This is a genomic window from Providencia sp. wls1943 (assembly GCF_009706275.1).
Taxonomy (GTDB): Bacteria; Pseudomonadota; Gammaproteobacteria; order Enterobacterales; family Enterobacteriaceae; genus Providencia; species Providencia zhijiangensis.
Window position 1 is genome coordinate 64,507 of record NZ_WLTU01000016.1, and the last position, 19,631, is coordinate 84,137.

Annotated in this window: 23 protein-coding genes; 9 read left to right on the forward strand and 14 right to left on the reverse strand. The window is 39.0% G+C overall.

The genetic code is table 11. From position 1 onward, the window contains the following. Positions 1–647 precede the first annotated feature (647 nt). From GKR48_RS06455 to GKR48_RS06470, 4 genes are all read right to left on the reverse strand, one after another. Positions 648–2,936, reverse strand: a complete 2,289-nt coding sequence (locus tag GKR48_RS06455; RefSeq protein ID WP_154627468.1) for an FdhF/YdeP family oxidoreductase — start codon at positions 2,934–2,936, stop codon at positions 648–650. Positions 2,937–3,457: 521 nt separating this feature from the next. Then, positions 3,458–4,465, reverse strand: coding sequence for a hypothetical protein (locus GKR48_RS06460; protein WP_154627469.1), 1,008 nt, complete (start codon positions 4,463–4,465; stop codon positions 3,458–3,460). 76 nt (positions 4,466–4,541) lie between these two features. After that, a complete protein-coding gene (locus GKR48_RS06465; protein ID WP_154627470.1) occupies positions 4,542–4,934 on the reverse strand; it encodes a hypothetical protein in 393 nt (130 codons plus the stop codon). A gap of 10 nt (positions 4,935–4,944) precedes the next feature. Then, a complete protein-coding gene (locus GKR48_RS06470) occupies positions 4,945–5,532 on the reverse strand; it encodes a hypothetical protein (RefSeq protein WP_154627471.1) in 588 nt (195 codons plus the stop codon). 157 nt (positions 5,533–5,689) lie between these two features. Between GKR48_RS06470 and GKR48_RS06475 the strand changes: the two genes are divergently transcribed. Next, positions 5,690–6,307, forward strand: coding sequence for a YrbL family protein (locus GKR48_RS06475; protein ID WP_195848227.1), 618 nt, complete (start codon positions 5,690–5,692; stop codon positions 6,305–6,307). 567 nt (positions 6,308–6,874) lie between these two features. On the opposite strand, the gene GKR48_RS06480 is transcribed toward GKR48_RS06475, so the two are convergent. Then, positions 6,875–7,534, reverse strand: coding sequence for a hypothetical protein (locus GKR48_RS06480; protein WP_154627472.1), 660 nt, complete (start codon positions 7,532–7,534; stop codon positions 6,875–6,877). Between the two features lie 157 nt (positions 7,535–7,691). Between GKR48_RS06480 and GKR48_RS06485 the strand changes: the two genes are divergently transcribed. From GKR48_RS06485 to GKR48_RS06510, 8 genes are all read left to right on the forward strand, one after another. Further along, a complete protein-coding gene (locus GKR48_RS06485) occupies positions 7,692–7,949 on the forward strand; it encodes a hypothetical protein (RefSeq protein WP_154627473.1) in 258 nt (85 codons plus the stop codon). Between the two features lie 25 nt (positions 7,950–7,974). Continuing rightward, on the forward strand, positions 7,975–8,196 hold the full coding sequence (locus tag GKR48_RS06490) for a hypothetical protein (RefSeq protein ID WP_154627474.1): 222 nt from the start codon (positions 7,975–7,977) through the stop codon (positions 8,194–8,196). A gap of 155 nt (positions 8,197–8,351) precedes the next feature. Continuing rightward, positions 8,352–8,525: a hypothetical protein gene (locus GKR48_RS17755; protein WP_195848228.1), complete on the forward strand. Its 174-nt coding sequence runs from the start codon at positions 8,352–8,354 to the stop codon at positions 8,523–8,525. Continuing rightward, complete coding sequence (locus tag GKR48_RS06495) at positions 8,518–8,865, forward strand: phage protein NinX family protein (protein ID WP_154627475.1); 348 nt, start codon at positions 8,518–8,520, stop codon at positions 8,863–8,865. Before GKR48_RS17755 ends, GKR48_RS06495 begins: the two co-directional genes overlap by 8 nt. A gap of 118 nt (positions 8,866–8,983) precedes the next feature. Continuing rightward, entirely contained in the window at positions 8,984–9,178 is a 195-nt protein-coding gene (locus tag GKR48_RS06500; RefSeq protein WP_154627476.1) for a hypothetical protein, read from the forward strand. Next, positions 9,150–9,410: a hypothetical protein gene (locus GKR48_RS18145; protein ID WP_230088617.1), complete on the forward strand. Its 261-nt coding sequence runs from the start codon at positions 9,150–9,152 to the stop codon at positions 9,408–9,410. The genes GKR48_RS06500 and GKR48_RS18145 overlap by 29 nt, the downstream gene beginning before the upstream one ends. Before the next feature lie 201 nt (positions 9,411–9,611). Beyond that, complete coding sequence (locus tag GKR48_RS06505) at positions 9,612–10,769, forward strand: tyrosine-type recombinase/integrase (protein ID WP_154627477.1); 1,158 nt, start codon at positions 9,612–9,614, stop codon at positions 10,767–10,769. A 233-nt stretch (positions 10,770–11,002) separates the two neighbouring features. After that, positions 11,003–12,220: a tyrosine-type recombinase/integrase gene (locus tag GKR48_RS06510; protein ID WP_154627478.1), complete on the forward strand. Its 1,218-nt coding sequence runs from the start codon at positions 11,003–11,005 to the stop codon at positions 12,218–12,220. Positions 12,221–12,259: 39 nt separating this feature from the next. On the opposite strand, the gene GKR48_RS06515 is transcribed toward GKR48_RS06510, so the two are convergent. The 9 genes from GKR48_RS06515 to GKR48_RS06555 form a co-directional block, all read right to left on the reverse strand. After that, positions 12,260–12,874, reverse strand: coding sequence for a tail fiber assembly protein (locus tag GKR48_RS06515; protein WP_154627479.1), 615 nt, complete (start codon positions 12,872–12,874; stop codon positions 12,260–12,262). Continuing rightward, a complete protein-coding gene (locus GKR48_RS06520) occupies positions 12,874–14,388 on the reverse strand; it encodes a hypothetical protein (RefSeq protein ID WP_154627480.1) in 1,515 nt (504 codons plus the stop codon). The genes GKR48_RS06515 and GKR48_RS06520 overlap by 1 nt, the downstream gene beginning before the upstream one ends. Positions 14,389–14,396: 8 nt before the next feature. After that, a complete protein-coding gene (locus tag GKR48_RS06525; RefSeq protein WP_154627481.1) occupies positions 14,397–15,053 on the reverse strand; it encodes a DUF2612 domain-containing protein in 657 nt (218 codons plus the stop codon). Then, the gene (locus GKR48_RS06530; RefSeq protein ID WP_154627482.1) at positions 15,050–16,237 is read right to left on the reverse strand and encodes a baseplate J/gp47 family protein; all 1,188 of its coding nucleotides are present in this window, start codon (positions 16,235–16,237) and stop codon (positions 15,050–15,052) included. Before GKR48_RS06530 ends, GKR48_RS06525 begins: the two co-directional genes overlap by 4 nt. Next, a complete protein-coding gene (locus tag GKR48_RS06535) occupies positions 16,237–16,581 on the reverse strand; it encodes a hypothetical protein (RefSeq protein ID WP_154627483.1) in 345 nt (114 codons plus the stop codon). Before GKR48_RS06535 ends, GKR48_RS06530 begins: the two co-directional genes overlap by 1 nt. Further along, positions 16,581–17,333: a Gp138 family membrane-puncturing spike protein gene (locus tag GKR48_RS06540; RefSeq protein ID WP_195848229.1), complete on the reverse strand. Its 753-nt coding sequence runs from the start codon at positions 17,331–17,333 to the stop codon at positions 16,581–16,583. Before GKR48_RS06540 ends, GKR48_RS06535 begins: the two co-directional genes overlap by 1 nt. Beyond that, positions 17,330–18,280 (reverse strand): phage protein, encoded by a 951-nt coding sequence (locus GKR48_RS06545; protein ID WP_154627484.1) that lies wholly within the window; start codon positions 18,278–18,280, stop codon positions 17,330–17,332. Before GKR48_RS06545 ends, GKR48_RS06540 begins: the two co-directional genes overlap by 4 nt. Positions 18,281–18,346: 66 nt before the next feature. Next, complete coding sequence (locus GKR48_RS06550; RefSeq protein WP_154627485.1) at positions 18,347–19,303, reverse strand: DUF4431 domain-containing protein; 957 nt, start codon at positions 19,301–19,303, stop codon at positions 18,347–18,349. 15 nt (positions 19,304–19,318) lie between these two features. Continuing rightward, positions 19,319–19,624: a phage baseplate plug family protein gene (locus tag GKR48_RS06555; RefSeq protein ID WP_154627486.1), complete on the reverse strand. Its 306-nt coding sequence runs from the start codon at positions 19,622–19,624 to the stop codon at positions 19,319–19,321. Positions 19,625–19,631: the final 7 nt, after the last annotated feature.

The following is a 19,631-nucleotide window of genomic DNA, read 5'->3' on the forward strand; positions in this document are numbered from 1 at the left end:
GATAGTCGACATTGGAATATTAATGGATTTATAAAAAAATAATAAAACAGCACAAAAGCGTAATACCCACAAAAAATCCCAATTAAGAGTTAAAAACAACTTTCAAGAAAAACAAAAACTGAATTCATTATAGCCGCATATAAGAATAATCCTAGCAACAGTTAAATAAATATGTAAATAATTATTACACCCACAATTTCACCTTTATTTCGTGTTTTAAATCATATTTTTTAAATAAAATTTAATAATTTAATAACCTTGAATATTAAATAACCAGGTGTATTTGGTAAATATCAAGAAAACCTATTCATTAACTATCAATTCTTTATTTAATGATTTATTCAACTCGAATCGCCAAACTAAACGCTCAAGATAGACATTAAAGATAGTTTAGAAATAGTAATGCAATTGATTAGTATAAATACTAAGTAATATTGAATAGATTATTTATAGAGCTCATAGGAAAGCTGGTTCACCAATGTTGTATGAGTTGAGTCGATAGCATTAGAGAGTGATTAGATAAGAAAGGCAGTAAAGATACTCGGAATAACAGAAGGGAAATCGGTATTATTTAGACAACGTCGTTGATATGCCTTTAGAGGATCAATTAAACCACCCACTATAGGGGTGGTTAGAATTTAGAACAATTAGGATAAGGCACTTACCTTCTCTAAAATTACTGGAATATTTTTATACGCCGGAATACCACATTGAGGATCAAAGTTATCGAGTGCTATCAAGTTATTTGCTTCAGGAAAATAAGTGGCAACACAACGATCAGCCATATCATAGATAACCACTTTTAGATTATCTAAACGACGTTTAGTCCTCTTTTGCTGTTTATCCAAGGCAATAACATTGACCCTATCACCCGCAGATAATTTTTGTTTTTTTGCCTGAGCTTCACTGATAAAGATGACGTCTCTCTGACCAAAAACGCCACGATAGCGGTCATTCATTCCATAAATTGTCGTATTGTACTGGTCATGACTACGTATAGTTGCCAACACTAATTCGCTATGTGTCGCAGACTCCGGATCCTCAATAACACCTTCCGTTGTTATAAAGTTTGCCTTACCTGATTGCGTTAACCACCTACGTTGAGCCGCTGCATTTGTTAAATGAAAACCGCCAGGAATTCGGATTCTTTTATTGTAATCTTCAAAACCTGGTAACACGGCTTCCATTGCATCACGAATTTTATCGTAATCATCAATGAAATCATCCCACTCGACTTTTGAGTTAGGGATTGTTGCTTTGGCAAGACCAGCAACAATGGCACATTCTGATTTTAAATATGGGCTAGCCGGTTTTAGTTTGCCATGTGAAGCATGTACCATTGACATAGAATCCTCAACTGTAATGCTTTGTGGACCTGACTTTTGAATATCAACTTCTGTACGACCTAATACCGGAAATAAAAATGTATGCTTTGCCGTCAACAAATGTGACCGATTAAGTTTGGTTCCAATATGAACAGCCATATCAAGTTTTTTCATTCCACTGTAGCATGCATCTTTATCCGGCATAGCAACAGCAAGGTTTCCCCCCATACAGATCAATGCATTTACTTTTCCTTCAGAGATTGCTTGCATGCTAGCCACGGCTGCGTGACCAAAAGCGATAGGAGGTTTAAAACCAAAGCGTTGCTCAATTTTATCGATAAAAGATTGGCTTGGTTTTTCGGTTATTCCGACGGTACGGTCGCCTTGCACATTAGAATGCCCCCTTAATGGACAAATTCCCGCACCATCCCGACCAATATTACCTTTCAATAATAAAAGATTGATGAGTTGCTGAATATTTTGAGTGCCATGCTGATGCTGCGTAATTCCCATGCCATAACAAATAATGGTGCTTTTTGCTTCAATATAAAGTTGAGCAATTTGCTCTATTTCATCGCGAGTCATGCCACTCACAGATAAAATATCATCCCAAGAAGTAGACAACACATCTTGCTTAAGTTTATCGAAACCAACGGTATGGGTACTTATAAATTCATTGTCTAATATAGGCGCTTGACCTTTTGCTACCGCCGCATCGTGATACTCAATAATAGTGCGAATGACACCTTTAATTAATGCAGTATCTCCACCGATCCTAACTTTATAGTAATATCCCGCGAGAGGTGTGGACTCTAGCGTCAACATTTCAATTGGATCTTGCGGATAAGTAAATCGTTCTAATCCTCTTTCTTTCAAAGGATTAATTGCGATAATTTTGGCGCCTCGTTTTGATACCTCACGAAGTGAACTGAGCATACGAGGATGATTAGTCCCTGGATTGTGCCCAATACAAATCACTAAATCAGCCTTGTCAAAATCTTCAAGTAATACCGTCCCTTTACCCACACCTATTGAAGCTGCGAGACCAACACTTGTCGGCTCATGGCACATATTTGAGCAATCCGGAAAATTGTTAGTTCCATATTCTCTGGCAAAAAGCTGATATAAAAACGCCGCTTCATTTGACGTTCGACCTGAAGTATAAAACTCAACAGAATTAGGATCTGAGTAACTTGATAACCGCTGACCTATTTGAGCAAAAGCATCGTTCCATTCAATTTTTTCATAGCAATCTGTTTGCGCATTATATTTCATTGGATGAGTTAGACGACCTTCATTTTCCAAGTCGTAATCATCCCACGTTAACAGTTCACTCACTGTGTGTTTCGCAAAAAACTCAAGTGTCGTTCTCTTTGCCGTGGCTTCCCATGCCATCGCTTTTGCACCATTCTCACAAACATCAAATGATGCACTATGTTTAGGGTCTGGCCACGCACAACCAGGACAGTCAAAACCTTGAGGCTTATTCATTTCAAACATAGTAATAACATCGGGTACAACATCCATCTGCTCGCGTATAGCTTCAGCGACAGCTTTAACTGCCCCCCAACCTGCCGCAGGTCCAGTGTAATTTTCGATTTTTTCTTTCATTTTCATTACTCTTTTAAATTTAAATGTAACAAGAAATAAACGTTATTTTATTACAGTGTAATTATGATTAATGTGGAGTGACGAATACCGACTTATCTTTTTTTGAATATAATTAAAAAATGAAATGTTATTTCATGGATAACATATCAAATAGGATTAGTAATAATAAGGAATTATCATCCATTAATACTTTTTAATTTACTTGCTATAGATGAAAACCCTAAAAAATAATTAAAATGATTAAATATCAATTAATTAAAAAAAATATTGCACTCACATTCTTACTTTATTTAAAAAACAGGACACGTTAACAATAAAATACAATCTAATTAATGAAATGTTAAATAACAAAATGAACAGTTAGAAATTATATGGTTGAGTTTAAGCAGAAACCGCCGTATTCGTCATCGAACAAAGATATCGATAGCCAATTTTAGGTAACACGGGCGAATTACCCTATAGTTGAATAGGTAGACGTCGGTTGAACGAATAAGGGTTAAAATCAGTTGATTCACTGAATTTTAGGCATAAAAAAAGACATCTTTTGATGTCCCTGATGGACCACCAAATAAAGCCATGACACTTCTTAATCCATTCATTGCAACTGCCTGCGCTTTAGTTGCTGCTGTAGCTCTATTCCTAGCCACCGTTGCCGCCTCGTCAGCGGCTGTTGCAGTAACTTTTGCCTGCTTCTCTAGAACCTCAGCTTGAGCTAATTCTATCGTTGCTTTTTTATGTGCTTCCTTTGCTGACTTTACTTTATCTTCTGCATTCCAGACTTCTTGAGCTATAGCATTAGATTGCTTTTCTATTTGATTTTGTGTTCTTTGTGCCGCGCTCCTTGCCTTGACCACCTCTGCTAATGTTTTTTCATTACCAATAATTTCATGGGCTAGCTCCGCTTGCTTGAGCTGGTATGTTTGTTCTTTATGTAATGCTTCTAGTGACTCTATTTGTGCTGTTTTTCTGTCTGCTAATGCCTCCGCTACTTGCAACTCTGACTCGGCTAGTTTTATCGCCTCTTCCGCTGCCTTTCTTTTCTCTTGTGTTGATAAAACCAATTGAGACGCCTCAGCCTGATATGCTTGAGCTTGTTTTTGCATCGCCTCTGCATTCTTTACCTCTTCTGCTGTAGCGTTTATTGCTGCCTGCGTATGCTTTATTAATGTCTCAGTAGCATTCCCTATGTTACCAACATACCCAGCACCAATTGACCCAGATACTGTACTTAAGACACCTGTAAATTTGTTGTGTGTTTGAGTTGCCTTATCTGTCGCCGATGAATTAGCTCCTATTTTCCCAGATAATTGTGACAGCTCCCTAGATAGTTTGTTTACTTCAGGCATCTTCAAAGCAACACCAACCTGCGCTGCCGTTTTATCCAGCTTGTTAAGTGAATCAGTGGCTTTAGTTGTGCTTTTCTCTACGTTATCCATTACTTTGTTAACTTGCTTCTCGCCGACAAGCAATTCTTTAATGTCCATGCTTACATCGTAGTGGATACCACCTGCTGATTGGCTTTCTGACATAATTATTTTCCTCTATAAAAAAGAAAGCCCCGTCAAATTGACAGGGCCTATGCATAAAATTGGTTTGTATGATCTGTTAATTCTTCACGCAATCGGAAAATGCTTGTGTGGTAGCTTTTACATTCCCTGTGCCATCAATCGCAATGGCGGCACCACCATCTGGAGTAAATGTTTCGAGAACCCCATCATTTTGATAAATAAAGCTGACTTTATTGTCACTTTTAATTTCTTTCATTTCGTGGCTGACATAATCACCATTTTTCATACCATGAATAGTCATTATAGGCGCTTTAAATGTTAATTTTGCTTTAGTTGCATCCACAGGAAATACATAATCACTTTCACTATCTATAGATTTATCATTTAGTGAATTAGATACTTTACAAGAATACGTTCCATCAAATTTATTCTGCTCTCCTTCACACCCAGCCAGAGCTAACAATGCGGCAACTAGTAATATTCTTTTCATTGTATACCTACTAATAAAATTCAACTTTACTGGCATTCCCTTGATAAAAAGCCAGCACATCGCCATTAGGCTCAAATATATTTACTGATGAGAAGTATAAATTTCCAATCTGATTACTAGTCGATTTGATGATCTCTGAATCACCGACATCAATAACTAATATTTTCCCAGCGTCTTTGTTTGCCTTATCTTTACTTCTAGCAATAGACAATACGGCAAATTTACCGAATTCCGATATGTCTGCACTCATCATTAAAGCAGTGCAATTCATTCTATACAGAACCTTGCCGTGTTTATCTGCAACCACAATTGCGACTATAGAGTTATCGTCTTTGTTATGCAGCGAAAACAGAAAGATACCATTTGTCGCTATAGCATAAACCTTATAGCAATGACCTTTCGGTGCATCCATTATGAGCTGGACAACTTCATCTAATACCAGTGTAATTCTGTTATCCCACAGAGTATTTTCTTTGTCGTTTTTTGAGGTGCAAACAAACCACTTTTTATTGCATGATGGATATCCAGTTAGAAACTCGCCATTCAGCATGAATGTTGATGTGCCATCATCACTACTATATAGATGCTCAACTTTCATCTCACCATCCCATCAATTAGTTTCAGTAATGTTAGCTTAGCGGGAGTGCAAATTGAAGCAAACACCGAACTTACATTTCATAGCAAAAGTAAGTACAATGCTTTGCTTAACCAAAATATGATTAATATATAAACCTACACAACATCTATATCGCATTATGAAAGCGGCTATTGGTATGAACAGGCTATTTAACAAAAGAATCCATCTTCCCTCTTCCCTTCTAATTGCATCAGGTCGCCAGCGTGCATGTTATCAACCCCCTGATTATTTTGACCTATGTATCAAGGTACATCATAGTGATCGTGATGATAAAGAAACCTTACGAGAAGTCCGTTATTACAAGTTATTGGCTAGAAAAAATAAAACCGTAACCACTGTATCTCAATATTATGGAACACAAGAAACAGACCGTGGTCTAGGCTATATATTTCAATTGATAAAAGATAAAAATGGGAATACATCTCAAACTTTAGATTATTACCTGAGCAATAAAAGCGTGTTTCTGAAACATAAAAGTAACATGAAAATTGCGTATAGTGAGTTCAAAAAGAAAGTTTTCAGTGAATCCATCGTATCGATGACTCTAAAAACTTACAATATTGTTTATCAGTTAGGACACTCACCGCATGGAAGATTTTTTATTATCGATAACCTAGGCTCAGCGAATCTAATCCCTCTTGACTATTTTTCTTCGACGTTAGCCAAATCGACACTAAAGCGCCGATTTTTGGATTTTGAAAAAAGACTATACAAAGACTACAAAATAAAACTTTAGGCAATAAAAAACCCACCGGAGTGGGTTAGTTGCTTTTATTAATCTTCTCTTCAAATAATTGCTTTATTTTTAATGGTATAAAAAATGAACATAAAAAAGCCACAATACTAAAAAAGCAAATCAACACCTCTAATGAGATTAGCAGCCAAGTGACATTACTTGTGGCAGCATTACTTGCAGTATTTTGTTGCTGGGGTATTACTAGATAGTATGTAAAAATCAAACACAAAACTATCAAATAAAGAAAAAATAAAAATAAATACCGCTGAAACCTAATGTTAAATTTTCTCTTACCTCTGTATGAATCTTCTTCGTTTGCCCCATTCATTGTTGACGCAGCTACTTCACCAGATGTAGATATTACTAGTAGTAAAAAACCAGTTAATATAGAGAAAATATTAGCTATGAAGTTAAGTAAGTCTTTGTTGTACCTTATTTTTTTCATAAAATAAAAACGTCAATACGCCAGCAAGCAATGGTATCGCAAGAAACGCTGTTATGTATTTGATATCTCTGCCTCTCAATATCATATATACGCCTCTACGATTGTTAAGTTGCTATAGAATACTATAGTGTATACTCGATGAAATCCTCTAGAATTTCTTTCGCATTTGTGTCTTTTATTGTTTTTGTCCCGTACGGAGCAGTGAAATAATCTCTTTTAGTCTTAATCTCGGAACTCTTGATCATGCTCCCCTTTCTTGTGACAATAAAGAAGTCCTCTGATAATTCGTCTATATACTTTTCAATGTTATCAGTTGCTTCGTTTATTAGCCCCAAGTTCTCCTTATACCCTAAAGTCAATGTCCCATAAAAAGGTTCGTCATCTTCCTCTTTGGAAAAAATACTTAATTTAGACTTTACCTTTATATCATCGATATCTTTGGCGGTTGTCTGAACTGCGATTCCAATATTTCTTATTTTCTCCGCTCTTATTTTTTGTATCGTACTTTTATCAATCTTATCCCTAACGTTAAGCTCCAAGCCTAAAGCTTTAAAAATTGCATTCATACTAGATGAATGATGTGAGCTTACGATCTGGCTTATAGCGTATATGTCGCTATCATCAATAATCACAAAAATATGTCTTTTGTCATAATTCTCAATGCGCATCAAATCATCACTTTCCTCACTACTCTTCCCCTTATTGACAGAAGGGGTAACTGAAACAGAAGCATCTGGATCATAAAATGTAAAGTAAGCAAAAAACGATTTACTTTCATCCATATACTCAAGTTTTCTTATTCTTATCTTCGTACTTTTATCTATTTCAAAATCTGCATTCTCTTTGAACCTTTCGTTTTTTTTCAGAGCCTCATATACGGCATTGATAGCTGGAGAAATAACGAGTGGTCGTGGGTGATTGAATTTAAAAGGTGGAGTGATGGATAAATCAAGGCAGCAGTTTGAAGAGTGGCGCAGTAAGAATAAATCATCAACGATAAATCTATTCGATGTATGGCAAGCATCACGTGAGAGTTTAATTAATAACTTGGAGCCAGTTGCTTGGATGTACCCTGTATTTCATGATGATAAAATGCAATTCACAACTGATGCGGTTACATCTGAAAATATAGATATTCATTTTCAATCTCATGGCTCACCATTTAAAATAATGCCACTCTATCGCTTAGATAAATAATGTATAATTTGGGCAGGAGGAGGATATGAGCAAACGTAAATTAAAAATAACCATACTAATCAAGCTAGTGCCTTTATGGTTACTATCATGGATTCCATTCCCCGGTGGCGGAGGGGTTCTTAATAATGCCATAGATAGAGCATACCTGCGTGCTCTTAACGATTATCGCAATCTAAAAATCGATGAGAATAATGCTGTAATGAAAGAAAATGGCGTTAAGCTCAAAAACCTCAATAAAAAACTCTAAGTAATTAATCATGAAACTATATGTACTGTTACTTCTGTATCAGGGATTTGTCACGCCTGTAACCGATACATTATACACACAGCAAGAATGCGAGAGCCGCGCTATGCAGATAATGATGGTGCGGGGTGTTGAGATGGTTTGTGGAGAAATATGGAATGAAAGATAAATATAGTGTGAAGTTACAAGGCTACGAAGAAGAAAGTTTTGAGGTTGAGCCAACAATAAAAGATAAGTTTAAATTAAAATCTCCATCATGGGATATACCGATAACAAAACAGGACTTAGTTAATATTAAACTCATGATAGAGGAAATATTAGAAAATGAATAAATACACCGAACTATCTGACTTCGAGATTAATAAAAAGGTTGCTGAAAAGTTAGGACTGGCGTACGAAGTCACAAGGTACGGCGTGGTTACAAGGATGAGCAATAAAGAGCAGTGGCGTGAATTCAATCCATGCAACAACCCAGCCGATGCAATGCCGATTATTATTGAGAATAAGATATGTACCGCATTTGATGTGTTTGCAGAAGAACACGACGGCGGTAATTGGGTGGCTTCACCTGCGTATGGTTTTGCAAGTGAAAGAACTAGAAGCAATAGTCTATATCGCGCTGCTATGGAATTATTTCTATTAATGAAGGATGCGGAGAATGAAAAAGTATGACCTACAATTTAATAATATATCGAAAATAGCATAGGTGGCCTATGACATTTACTCAATTTGCAGGGCTAATAGCTCTATGTGTACTTATTTTTTTAATTGAAACAGGACAGGCTTAATTATGGATATTATCGACTCAGCAAATGAACTAGAACAATTACACATTCAAGCAGCATTATCAAATCGCCAGCCAGTAACTAAATCAATAAACGGAATGTGTATCTGGTGCGAAGAAATGCCAGCAGCACCAAATAGCGCATATTGCAGTAAAGATTGCGGAGATGATGATGAGCAATATAAGCGGAAAAATGGATGATGTGACGCTTGAGAACGGACGTCGAAAGATTGCAAGGGAATGCAGAGACAAATTAAAGCAACTCAAAAAACTCAGCGATAAACAAAGCACCGCAATACTCAAAGATTACCTTCCGAAGTTTCAATTAACACTCACCAAAGAACATAAAAAGTTTCCACCAATCATGTGGCTAACTTGGTACGTCAATAGCATAGATAAGGAGATTAACGGTGACAGGAATAACCATATCTAGAAAAGAAGCAGCAGAAATAATTGGTATAACTGAAAATACGCTATCACAGTGGTGCAAGCAAGGAATGATCGCATTCACAAAGAAAAATCCACTAAAGAAAAATTCCCCTTACTTATTCACTAGAGCAGCATGTATTGCAGCGGCCAACAAATCAATTCACACTATACCAGTGAACACTGGTGAGACAGGAGAAAGGAAACCATGTCAATATTCCAAAGAGGAAAAATCTGGTACGGGGACTACACGACGCCAAGCGGCAAGCGTATCAAGGAGTCTCTTGGCACAGCGAACAAGAAGCAAGCACAGGAGTTACACGACAAACGAAAGTCTGAACTGTGGCGCATAGAAAAGCTCGGTGACTTCCCTGATGTCACATTTGAGGAGGCGATTGTTCGTTGGATAGAGGAAAAAGCTGATAAAAAATCACTGGATGATGATAAAGGTCGGCTTTCCTTTTGGTTAGATCACTTCGAAGGTGTGAAGCTGAAAGATATTACAGAAGCAAAAATTTATGCAGCTGTAAGCAAGATGAGAAATAGGAAGGTTAGAGAACGATGGGAAAAGCAAGCTGAAGCCGCTAAGCGTAAGGGAAAGGAAATTCCTGCTTATTCAGAAGCCCAAGTAACCACAGCCACAAAAGCAAAGCATTTGGCAATTATGAAGTCGTTACTACGAACTGCTGAGCGAGAATGGAAGTGGCTGGAAAAATCACCAGTTATTAAAGTGCAAACAGTGAGAGAAAAGCGGGTTCGGTGGCTAGAACATCACGAAGCACAAAGGCTGATCCGTGAATGCCCTGAACCACTGAAATCCGTAGTTATATTTGCATTGGCTACTGGACTGCGACGCTCCAACATAATCAATTTAGAGTGGAATCAGATTGATATGCAAAGAAAAGTAGCGTGGATAAATCCAGAAGAAAGCAAATCAGGCCAAGCTATTGGTGTGGCATTGAATGATACCTCTTGTCAGGTTCTAAAGGAACAAATTGGAAATCACCATAAATGGGTATTTGTTCATACCGAATCCAAAAAGAGGCCAGACGGAACATTAACGCCAAGCGTTAGAAAAATGCGTGTTGATTCTAACACAGCATGGAGAGCCGCACTCAAAAGAGCAGGAATAGAAAACTTCCGCTTTCATGATCTGCGGCATACATGGGCTAGTTGGTTAATTCAGTCTGGCGTCCCGCTTTCAGTTTCACAAGAAATGGGCGGCTGGGAGTCGGTTGACATGGTGAGAAGATACGCTCACTTAGCGCCCAATCATTTAACCGAACACGCGAAGCAAATAGACACTATTTTCGGTACTTGTGTCCCAAATACGTCCCAGTTAGCAAAAGTGGAGAATTTTAAATGATGGTAAGTGATTGAAAATTAATGGTACGCCCTACAGGATTCGAACCTGTGACCTACGGCTTAGAAGGGCGTTACAGCTTGATTTCATTGAGTTTTACGTGATTTCATAAGATTTCATCTAATTGATTTTTAAGGCTTTATATAGCTTGCATGATTTCACCTAGTTTCATATCATTTCGTCATTACTTGACCCGTTACTTGACCCGTAACCGACCTACATAATGGATATTAAATATGGCTAGTGTGCTTCTCACTGACAGCAAAATACGAGGATTGAAGCCTAAGAAATCTGCGTACTACACTTGGCAAGCATCAGCGACAAGAGGAACAGGTCGCTTAGGAGTTAAAACCTATCCATCAGGAAGAAAGGTTTTCGTTTACCGTTACTTCAAAGATGGAAAAGAAAAATTCATATCTCTTGGTGACTACCCAAATTTATCATTAGCTGATGCTGCTGTAAAATCTGTTGCAGCTGCCGCAGAGTCATCATCGCCTGAAAAAATCAAATATGAACACGCAACTGTAAAGCAACTCTTTGACGACTACATTGAAGATCAGAAGCGACAAGGTAAGCGTTCATACGATAAAACCCAAAATAGGCTAAATCAAGTTTTAGAAAGCAAGCATATAAATCCAGCTATGGCTGCTAAAGATGTTACGCCCGATCACATTAAAAGAATACTATCTGAATTTATCAGTCGTGGTGCTTTAGCTGGCTCAAACAAAGTTAGGGCTAACTTGCATGCTGTGTTTAATTTCGGCCTATTCGCTGATAATGACCCTGCTAAAATTAACGAACGGGTTATTTACGGTTTAGATAGAAACCCTGTAGCTGTCGTCCCTAGACAAAAAGGTGCAGACAAAGCGTTGGATAGATTCCTGTCATGGGATGAATTAAAGCACTTGCTGGAGTTATTTAATAAGCCAAGCAACGAATGCCCTATTAATCCCGACTATGCTAGGTTATTTTTATTCTGTGTTTACGCTGCCGGACAAAGACCGTGGGAAATAATAGCTAACACTCGTGATAATTGGGATAAAAAGAATAATACATTGACTGTACCACCCCACATTTCAAAAACTGAGGACTATCACGTAATACCATTAACCAAGCCTGCTATAGATATTTTAAATATTCAGGAATTGTTATACCCAACGTCTAGTTTCCTATTCCCTGCTGATACCCAAGAAGGCCATTTATTAACATCGGAGTACGCAAAACAATTAAATAAGTTTTGCAAACGTAATGAGTTTGCAAAATTTACACCAAGGGATATAAGACGGACATTTAAAACATTGGCAGGGGAAATGGGGATAAGCTCAGAAATGAGGGATATGGTGCAAAACCATAAAAGACCAGGAGTGTCTAAAAAACACTATGATAGATACGATTACTTAAGAGAAAAGCGTGAAATTCTCGACGCTTGGCACGAAAAATTGACATCCCTTTAGAAGATAAGCCGCTTTTTACAGCGGCTTTGTTGATAGGATTTACGGCTTTTGTGGCCAGTTGATGTCTGGGGCTAGTGAAGTGTCGATATCAGCAACATTAATGCTATAAATTTCCCACTGATTGAGTAATTCTTTTTCATCATCTGTTGCCATACCCAGACGCACCTTGCGCTCAAGCATGAGTATTTGTTGCTCTGCCTCTTCTAAGCGCTGCGCTTTTTCATGCTCAGCCTGAGCAACTAATGCAGATTTTTGTGCTTGTGTGTCAGTCACCCACTTTTTACCATCCCACTTATCGAACTCAGTTTTCGGCTCTAGAAGTGTAAGTGTGAAGGGTAAATCACCGATAAAATCAATTTCAACTGACTGGCGACTTTCTGTTTTATACGCTGTTTTACCGCGATGATCAGCAACATGTAACCACGATTTTTCATCAATACTGCGAACAATCGCGATATCCGATTTTGTCGGAATTTCTGGTTTATCTAAGTATGCATCGGCAACAACAGAACCACCAAATGGAACGTTATCTAGCGAAGCCTTTCGATATTCTCTAGTGTTTGAGTCGCAAAGATATACTTGAGCCCACCCCGCTTTAATCGCAAGCCCGTTCTCATCAAATTCTGCTTTATTGATTTCAATTGAATATTTCATTATTTCATTCTCGTAATTAAAATTTTAGCCACGTTTTTCATGCGAAATTCATTTGCTGTAGGTACTTGATTGCCCGCATTAAATGAAACGGTTCCGAGGGTGTTATTACTTCCTTGAGACATTGTTTGACCTGCGTTTCCTTTAGTAAACACCCCCGTCGCAACCCCTGCACTATCTGTACGAGCAGTAAACTCCCCCGTAAGATTCATCATTGCATCTTCTTGATATGTTCCTACTGTACGTCCCGGGTCTTTTCCCCTGCCGTTATCAGCAATTCGGATTGCATACCCTCTGTCATCTGGTAGTTTCAACGATGGAAAACGCTTAGCAGCAACAGGATATGCCGATGCTGAAAAAGAACGCCCCTCATTTGGCCAGAAGAATTCTGCGAGAGGGTCATTTTCATCCCAAACACCATTCCACAACACGCTGCCTCCAATAGGTACGCCTATTAACTCTTCTGCATTACTCGCTGTACGTAGATAACCATTTCTATCAACTTTCGTATTAGCAGTGCCGTAAAGTTCGTTTGTTTTTCGAGTGCCATTTGTCAGTAATACTGATGTCGCTCGAACATTAGCCGTGTCTACATCGATAGAAATAAGTGCGGATGTGTCACCCGTTCTCATAAGAAGGCTTGGCGAGTAACGATAAGTGAGTGTATTCGTTGTATCGTTTCGGAAAATTTGCGATAGTGTTGAATCTTTGAGTAATGCGGTCTCTAATGCGCTTTGACTGTAGTTATAGAGTAACCCTCTGCCCGCAAAGCCATAATCACCCAACTGCATGAATTCACCAGACTTTTCAGGTAATAGATGAGTTGCCGTTGTTCCACCGACAACTCTAGAGTTAATTCTCACTAATCCATCATTAGTTACATCCATCTGTATTGATTGATTATTTTTAGCATTAACTACTTGAATAACATCACCAGTGCTCATGATGTTACCTGTCGCAGTAATGCCGCCTTCAACTTTTCCGCCTGCTTTATCAAACTTTTTACTAAGCCCATCACTCAAAGCTTGGCTTGTTACATAATCTCCTTTAGGTTGATATCTTCCGTCGGATTCAATTTTGGAATAGCTGTATCCAATTGATGCTAATTTTCCAACCTCAGTAGTAAACAAATTCAGGCTAGGCACTTTGTCGTTATCGTTGCCTTTAACGCCTGAAATGTTCGCTTTGTCCATTTTCTTGTTGAGTTCTAGATTCATTGCTGAAGTAGTAACATAACCCACACCCGAAATGGTTTGTTTAATCGCTGCAACTAAGCGATTTTTAATGCCCGCAATGTCACCGTTATCAAGCAAATCTTTATTATCTGAATCAACAATAAACTGCGCTAATGCGCTAGACATAACTGACGACTGACGCCAGACCGTATTAAGCTCTTTCGATTTAGCAACGCCGCTAACAAAGCCATTGAAACGCGCTGCGAGTCGTTCGTACTCCAGATTTGAGAGCACGTTTGCCCCTTCGGCTATACCGAAAGGTAAGAATTCATTCTTAGCCATAAGACCTCTTAAAGTGGAACTGCAAAGCCGCCTGTATCGAAACCGGCTATGTAATTATTGGAGATGTCGAAACCGAACATGGGAGATTTAGGAACAGAATTGATATAATAATGATTAACTTGTACACCTTCAGGTTTAACACCCAAATAGCCTTGTTTAATAATCGCCTTAGTAACGTTATCAACATAGGAACCCGTAATAAAAACATCCATACTCATATCGAGGTTATCGATAAAAAATAATTTGGTGTCTTTATCTGGAAGGAGGGAATCATAGATATCCATCAACGATTCAGTTGTACCATCCCAGTGATTGGCTTTTATTTTTACCCTAATGATGGTTCGATAAGTTTCATCATCCAGCTCGGTGAATCCACTGTCGGAATCGAACTCTCGCTTCCAAAAGCCCTCATCAAGACCAATTCCGACACTATCAAATGCAAAATACACACCGGCTATCGGCGTCTGTATATAGCGAGGTATGCCAACCCATTCACCCACAATATCAAGCTGTGCACCGATAGCGTCATCCAGCGAAAAATAGTCATTTAATCGCAGTGAAAAGTCTGTGGTTTCAGCGAGTGATTTGGTGATTAAGTTAATATGAGAACGAAATTTGTGAGCGGTTTGGTGTTGAGAGGTGATCAGCTTGAGATAATCTCTCATGTCGCCACTATCTCCACTTTGTCAGTATTGCATGTAGCAAACTGATGATATTTTAATGTAATGTTATTTTCTGATACCCCACCAGCAGACAGCCCTATTTCGAGTTTTGAAATATAGAAAGTGCCCCCTTCGGGATCTGACTGCAGGTTAGCTGGTGAAAATAGCTTAGTACGATAAATATCCGTACCGATTTCTAGTTTATTTAAATAATCAGAAACCGCTTTTTTGATTTTATCGCCAACTAATGTTGTATACCCCTCAAAAGCCTCCAGTGTAATTTTAACAAATATAGGCACACTTTCAGGCCGACTAAAGCGGATAGGCAGTGTGACGCCATAATGATTGGTTACAATGGTTTCTATATTTCCAAATGTACCGGTTCCGGGCGTTTTCTTTAATGCGATAACCTCAGCGATTGTTTTTGCATCGCCGCCGTCAACTATCAATGCAATTGAGTGAGAGGGAATCCCCCGGCTGTCAGTTAGGCTTGTGTCATTTTCAAAGGCAGTCAATCTAGCAACACCGGCTATTTGACTCACAGAACCAATCACACCATCGAGTACGGTTCGTGAAGGTAGCGCGACTGACTTACTACGACGAATGCGTAAATCGCCATCTTTTTCTACTTTTCGACCAGGAGTTGCAGTGGACATATTGGTGACTGATTGCCAGCCCCGAGTTGGAGTACCAATTTGATTAACTTCACCCGGCAAAGCAATAATAGCCCCTCCCTTTTGACAAACGGCAGTCACAGTAACATCACCGTGCGTGCCGATCACAACTGATTCAGGAAGTGACCAAGCATTGCCTGATATGTCTTTTACTGTCCCGTTAGAAATCACGGTACCAACTTGCCCCGTAATTAACACATCGACAGTCGAGTTCGACTGAGAATTGCGCGATAAGCCGTTAATAGCCACATTGTTTGATAAAGCTTGCCCTGTAGACGTTGACGGACTAAATGAGTTATACGCCATAACCGCCGCCTTATTCGCATCCTGAATCGCCAGTGCATAGATTGCTAACATCTGGCCATCTTTACTATCAGGCTCAAGATAAACATCATTGCCGTATATTTGCCTGAATAACTCTTGAAGCCGCTGAAGTATGGTTGGGTAATCAGGTGAGGTGATCCCTTTTTCTGTTATCACCGGTGCAAGACCAACCGTTTCGATATTTAACATTAGCCCTCACTTTTAATGCTCGTTGTGCCATACAGGGTTTCTATCATTGCTGTGATAGTTACCTTTCGTGTTGATGTATTAAGATCCACACCAAAATCGAGGATTTTCACCACTCCCTGCGTACCCTGAATGATTTCTTTTATCGAGAGCGCATAACCTTGAGCAACATGCTTTCCTAGCCCTTTTTGAGCATGAGGTGTACCAATACGATCATCAAGAAACCATTCCTCTAACCAAAGTCTCAAGCGACTTTTTACCGCTTGAGCCACCGTTTCTGGAGTATCGACAAGAAATTGGTTTGAGCCGAAGGTATAATCACCATCGTCTTCTTTGCGATATTGCATTACTTAGGCTCTCCTGTGTTGCCACCACCAGTTTGAACACCACCGTGCTTGTGTTTCGTTAAGCTTATTCCGCCAGCAGTAACATCATTTATCACCTTAACAGGCCCATTCATTTTGGCTTCGCCGCCACCTTTACCCATGCCTTGTGATAAGTTGCCATTAATTGTGACATTTCCGTTTAACACAATTTCAGGGGAGTTGATTTCGGTACCCACTTTCGCTGTCGCGGTTAATTTGGCTGGGGTAATAACGGTCACGTCTTTACTAACAGTGTTAATAGCAACATACGCACTACCGTCATCACTTCGTAGCTGAACTTCAGAGGTGCTAATTCCACTAATTTTTTGCGCTTGTGACTGTGGGCCAACTAATGCGAACCCATCTGATAAATTATGCTTTCTAGGGTCTACCGCTTCCTGTACTCCGCCACTTTGCCACCAATAATCAATACAGCGGTCAGCAAAGATAACTAGACACTCATCACCAGCTTTAATTGGAAAGGTTAATGTTGCCCCTCCACCTCGCGGGAAAATAACCGGCACATCCACTAACAACGGAAGCGGGACTGTTTTATCAATGCCATCTTCATTAATTCGCCACTTAATAGCCGGCTGAGCTTCAATCGTCACTGCTTCAGGATTAAATGACTGCACAATGCAAGGCAGAGCAACAAATAACCCCGACATCACGCTTTCTTTCATCAATAAAAAAGGCGCTTCTGGGCGCCCTATTCGTTCATCATTGGTGATCATTCTTCTACCGCCATTGCTTGTATTGCCGATGGGCTTAATTTGGTTTCAACGGAACGAGCAATACAAATTAACTCCTGATACCAAGTATCACCTCGTGTATCACCGTAATAGCTCACATTGATGACTTTGTACTCACCATCGATATCAAGTGGTGAGGGTTGGTCTACCGAGCCACTGTGACTGCCATACAGCCCAATTTCTTTATTCGACAAGCCGGCTAAATTAATGCCTGAATTATCCAGTTGAATTAACGTTCCGGGCTTGATGTTTGGGTTTATCATGCAAGTGGCATTGATACCGCCGCCTATCGTTTGCTCGGGCGTTCCAACAAGACCAGTCTCATAATTCAAGATGATTTCATTGATGTAATTAGACTTTGGTACAACTTCAAGGCTGTTGCTGGAATAACGCCAATCCGCATCATTCTGTACCGCAAAGCGGGTCATTTCATCGCGGTGCATACCGAACAAAACTTTGCCCCGTGGCGCCACTGTGTCAGTGAATTCACCTCGCATACCCGCCAGCACACCGTATTTTTCAACACTTTTCATCAGTGCCTTATCAACCGTATCCTGCGTGTAGCCACTAGCAATTGTGGTGGAAACTATCGCGTTGTTATATGCCTGATCGCTTTCCGCTGATTGAATAACAACATACGTGTCAGTGGTATTTTCACGCCCGGAGTAGGTATATTGGATCTGGCCAGAAAATATTTGGCTGCTGTTATCTTTATAACCTGCGACTATCACTATTTGCTTAAACTCGTACTGACGTAGTTTGTTTTCTGTTTCTTTATTTAAATTAAAAACTTTAACAATCGCCGTTGTCGGATAAGCAAAATCAGGACGAGTGATATTAAATGTTACCCTCAACTCCGATAAATCGATGCCCTTACCGTCGCTGTCAGCAACGATAATCTGACACTCACGGATCCAGTTTTTAGACATACAAACTCCGATTTTTAGCATAAAAAAAGCCGCACGAGGCGGCTATAATCTACGGCTATGTCTTAGTTATTTTTCTTTATATGATGAAATAATTGCACAGTCAGCATCTTTTAAGCTATGTATCGAACCCCCACCAAATGCACATATTTCCTGTAACTGCCGTACAGCTAAGATTGCATACTCATATCCATTTTCTCTTAACAAGTCATCAGGTTTTTTTCGGTTTCCTTTGTTTAAATCATTCGACGTTGATGAGTCCATAAGAGATGCGCCTAACGCTTGCGTTTTTATAGCTCGTTTTACGTAAAAGTGGTCTAATTCAGGGTTCGCTTTAAAAAAGTCATCGAAAGATAATTTAGATGCCACTTTAGAGGAGCCCCCTTCTATTTCAATATTTTCAACTGAACACATTACAGGGGTTTTATGATGTGCGGTTTCAGCATGAAACAAGTAACATATTACAGTCGCTGACTTTCCCTTATTTTGTTCAAACTTATCCCACAACGAGTCATTGTTAATAACTAGTTGCATAATGGCAACACCAAATTCACTAGGGTAATTGATATCAGGATCTAAACCATTGTCATGGACAGAAATCATATCAGCCAATCTAATAGCAGGAAATCCGCTAGATTCACGTTGAATAATCCCTTTAAAACTAACTTTTTCTCCGTATTTATAACTATCTCTTGCTTCAATTTCTTTTGTGGTGCCTTTTGAGGCTGCGATATTTCTATATAATTCTGTTGAACGTTTATACCAATTTGTTTGGCATTCTACTGTTTCGCAGTTTTTTTCTCTTAGCTTGCGGTTTTGCTTAACTATTTTTTTAAATTCATCATTATTACCAGTAACTAATTTAGCCTGCAGGTAATCAACAAACAGCTCATCGTCCGCTTGTGATAACGACGGTGTATTGCAAACAAGTTTTTCTACGACTGTATGTGCTTTAGAGCAATCAAAGCTTGCAGCATTTGCCATGCCTGTAGAAATAAGTAGCCCAAAAATAACCTTTCTAAACATTCTTTATGTCCTTAACTAACTAGTTTGGACAAAGTATAGCCTATTTCCTTTTCCTATTTCATTGAACTCCAACTCTAATGCAGGATCTTCACAAGAAAAAACTAAAGAACCATCAAAGCCCAAGTACCGATATTGTGCAAAAATATCTACGCCATGAACCAAAGGGATACCCGACAGGATCTCATCTTTAGATTGGGTCATAACATCTAACGTCCACCCACAATATTCTCCAAATGCCACACGTAAATGGTATGTTTTGTTACCAAGTTGAATATCAAATTCTTGGTTTTTATTTGATAGCGGTATCTCTAAAATATCCATCATATTT

Coding starts and splice junctions, on each gene's coding strand:
- GKR48_RS06455 (WP_154627468.1), bottom strand. CDS start 2,936: ATGAAAGAAAAAATCGAAAATTACACTGGACCTGCGGCAGGTTGGGGG.
- GKR48_RS06460 (WP_154627469.1), bottom strand. CDS start 4,465: ATGTCAGAAAGCCAATCAGCAGGTGGTATCCACTACGATGTAAGCATG.
- GKR48_RS06465 (WP_154627470.1), bottom strand. CDS start 4,934: ATGAAAAGAATATTACTAGTTGCCGCATTGTTAGCTCTGGCTGGGTGT.
- GKR48_RS06470 (WP_154627471.1), bottom strand. CDS start 5,532: ATGAAAGTTGAGCATCTATATAGTAGTGATGATGGCACATCAACATTC.
- GKR48_RS06475 (WP_195848227.1), top strand. CDS start 5,690: ATGAAAGCGGCTATTGGTATGAACAGGCTATTTAACAAAAGAATCCAT.
- GKR48_RS06480 (WP_154627472.1), bottom strand. CDS start 7,534: ATGGATGAAAGTAAATCGTTTTTTGCTTACTTTACATTTTATGATCCA.
- GKR48_RS06485 (WP_154627473.1), top strand. CDS start 7,692: ATGGATAAATCAAGGCAGCAGTTTGAAGAGTGGCGCAGTAAGAATAAA.
- GKR48_RS06490 (WP_154627474.1), top strand. CDS start 7,975: ATGAGCAAACGTAAATTAAAAATAACCATACTAATCAAGCTAGTGCCT.
- GKR48_RS17755 (WP_195848228.1), top strand. CDS start 8,352: ATGAAAGATAAATATAGTGTGAAGTTACAAGGCTACGAAGAAGAAAGT.
- GKR48_RS06495 (WP_154627475.1), top strand. CDS start 8,518: ATGAATAAATACACCGAACTATCTGACTTCGAGATTAATAAAAAGGTT.
- GKR48_RS06500 (WP_154627476.1), top strand. CDS start 8,984: ATGGATATTATCGACTCAGCAAATGAACTAGAACAATTACACATTCAA.
- GKR48_RS18145 (WP_230088617.1), top strand. CDS start 9,150: ATGAGCAATATAAGCGGAAAAATGGATGATGTGACGCTTGAGAACGGA.
- GKR48_RS06505 (WP_154627477.1), top strand. CDS start 9,612: ATGTCAATATTCCAAAGAGGAAAAATCTGGTACGGGGACTACACGACG.
- GKR48_RS06510 (WP_154627478.1), top strand. CDS start 11,003: ATGGCTAGTGTGCTTCTCACTGACAGCAAAATACGAGGATTGAAGCCT.
- GKR48_RS06515 (WP_154627479.1), bottom strand. CDS start 12,874: ATGAAATATTCAATTGAAATCAATAAAGCAGAATTTGATGAGAACGGG.
- GKR48_RS06520 (WP_154627480.1), bottom strand. CDS start 14,388: ATGGCTAAGAATGAATTCTTACCTTTCGGTATAGCCGAAGGGGCAAAC.
- GKR48_RS06525 (WP_154627481.1), bottom strand. CDS start 15,053: ATGAGAGATTATCTCAAGCTGATCACCTCTCAACACCAAACCGCTCAC.
- GKR48_RS06530 (WP_154627482.1), bottom strand. CDS start 16,237: ATGTTAAATATCGAAACGGTTGGTCTTGCACCGGTGATAACAGAAAAA.
- GKR48_RS06535 (WP_154627483.1), bottom strand. CDS start 16,581: ATGCAATATCGCAAAGAAGACGATGGTGATTATACCTTCGGCTCAAAC.
- GKR48_RS06540 (WP_195848229.1), bottom strand. CDS start 17,333: ATGATCACCAATGATGAACGAATAGGGCGCCCAGAAGCGCCTTTTTTA.
- GKR48_RS06545 (WP_154627484.1), bottom strand. CDS start 18,280: ATGTCTAAAAACTGGATCCGTGAGTGTCAGATTATCGTTGCTGACAGC.
- GKR48_RS06550 (WP_154627485.1), bottom strand. CDS start 19,303: ATGTTTAGAAAGGTTATTTTTGGGCTACTTATTTCTACAGGCATGGCA.
- GKR48_RS06555 (WP_154627486.1), bottom strand. CDS start 19,624: ATGGATATTTTAGAGATACCGCTATCAAATAAAAACCAAGAATTTGAT.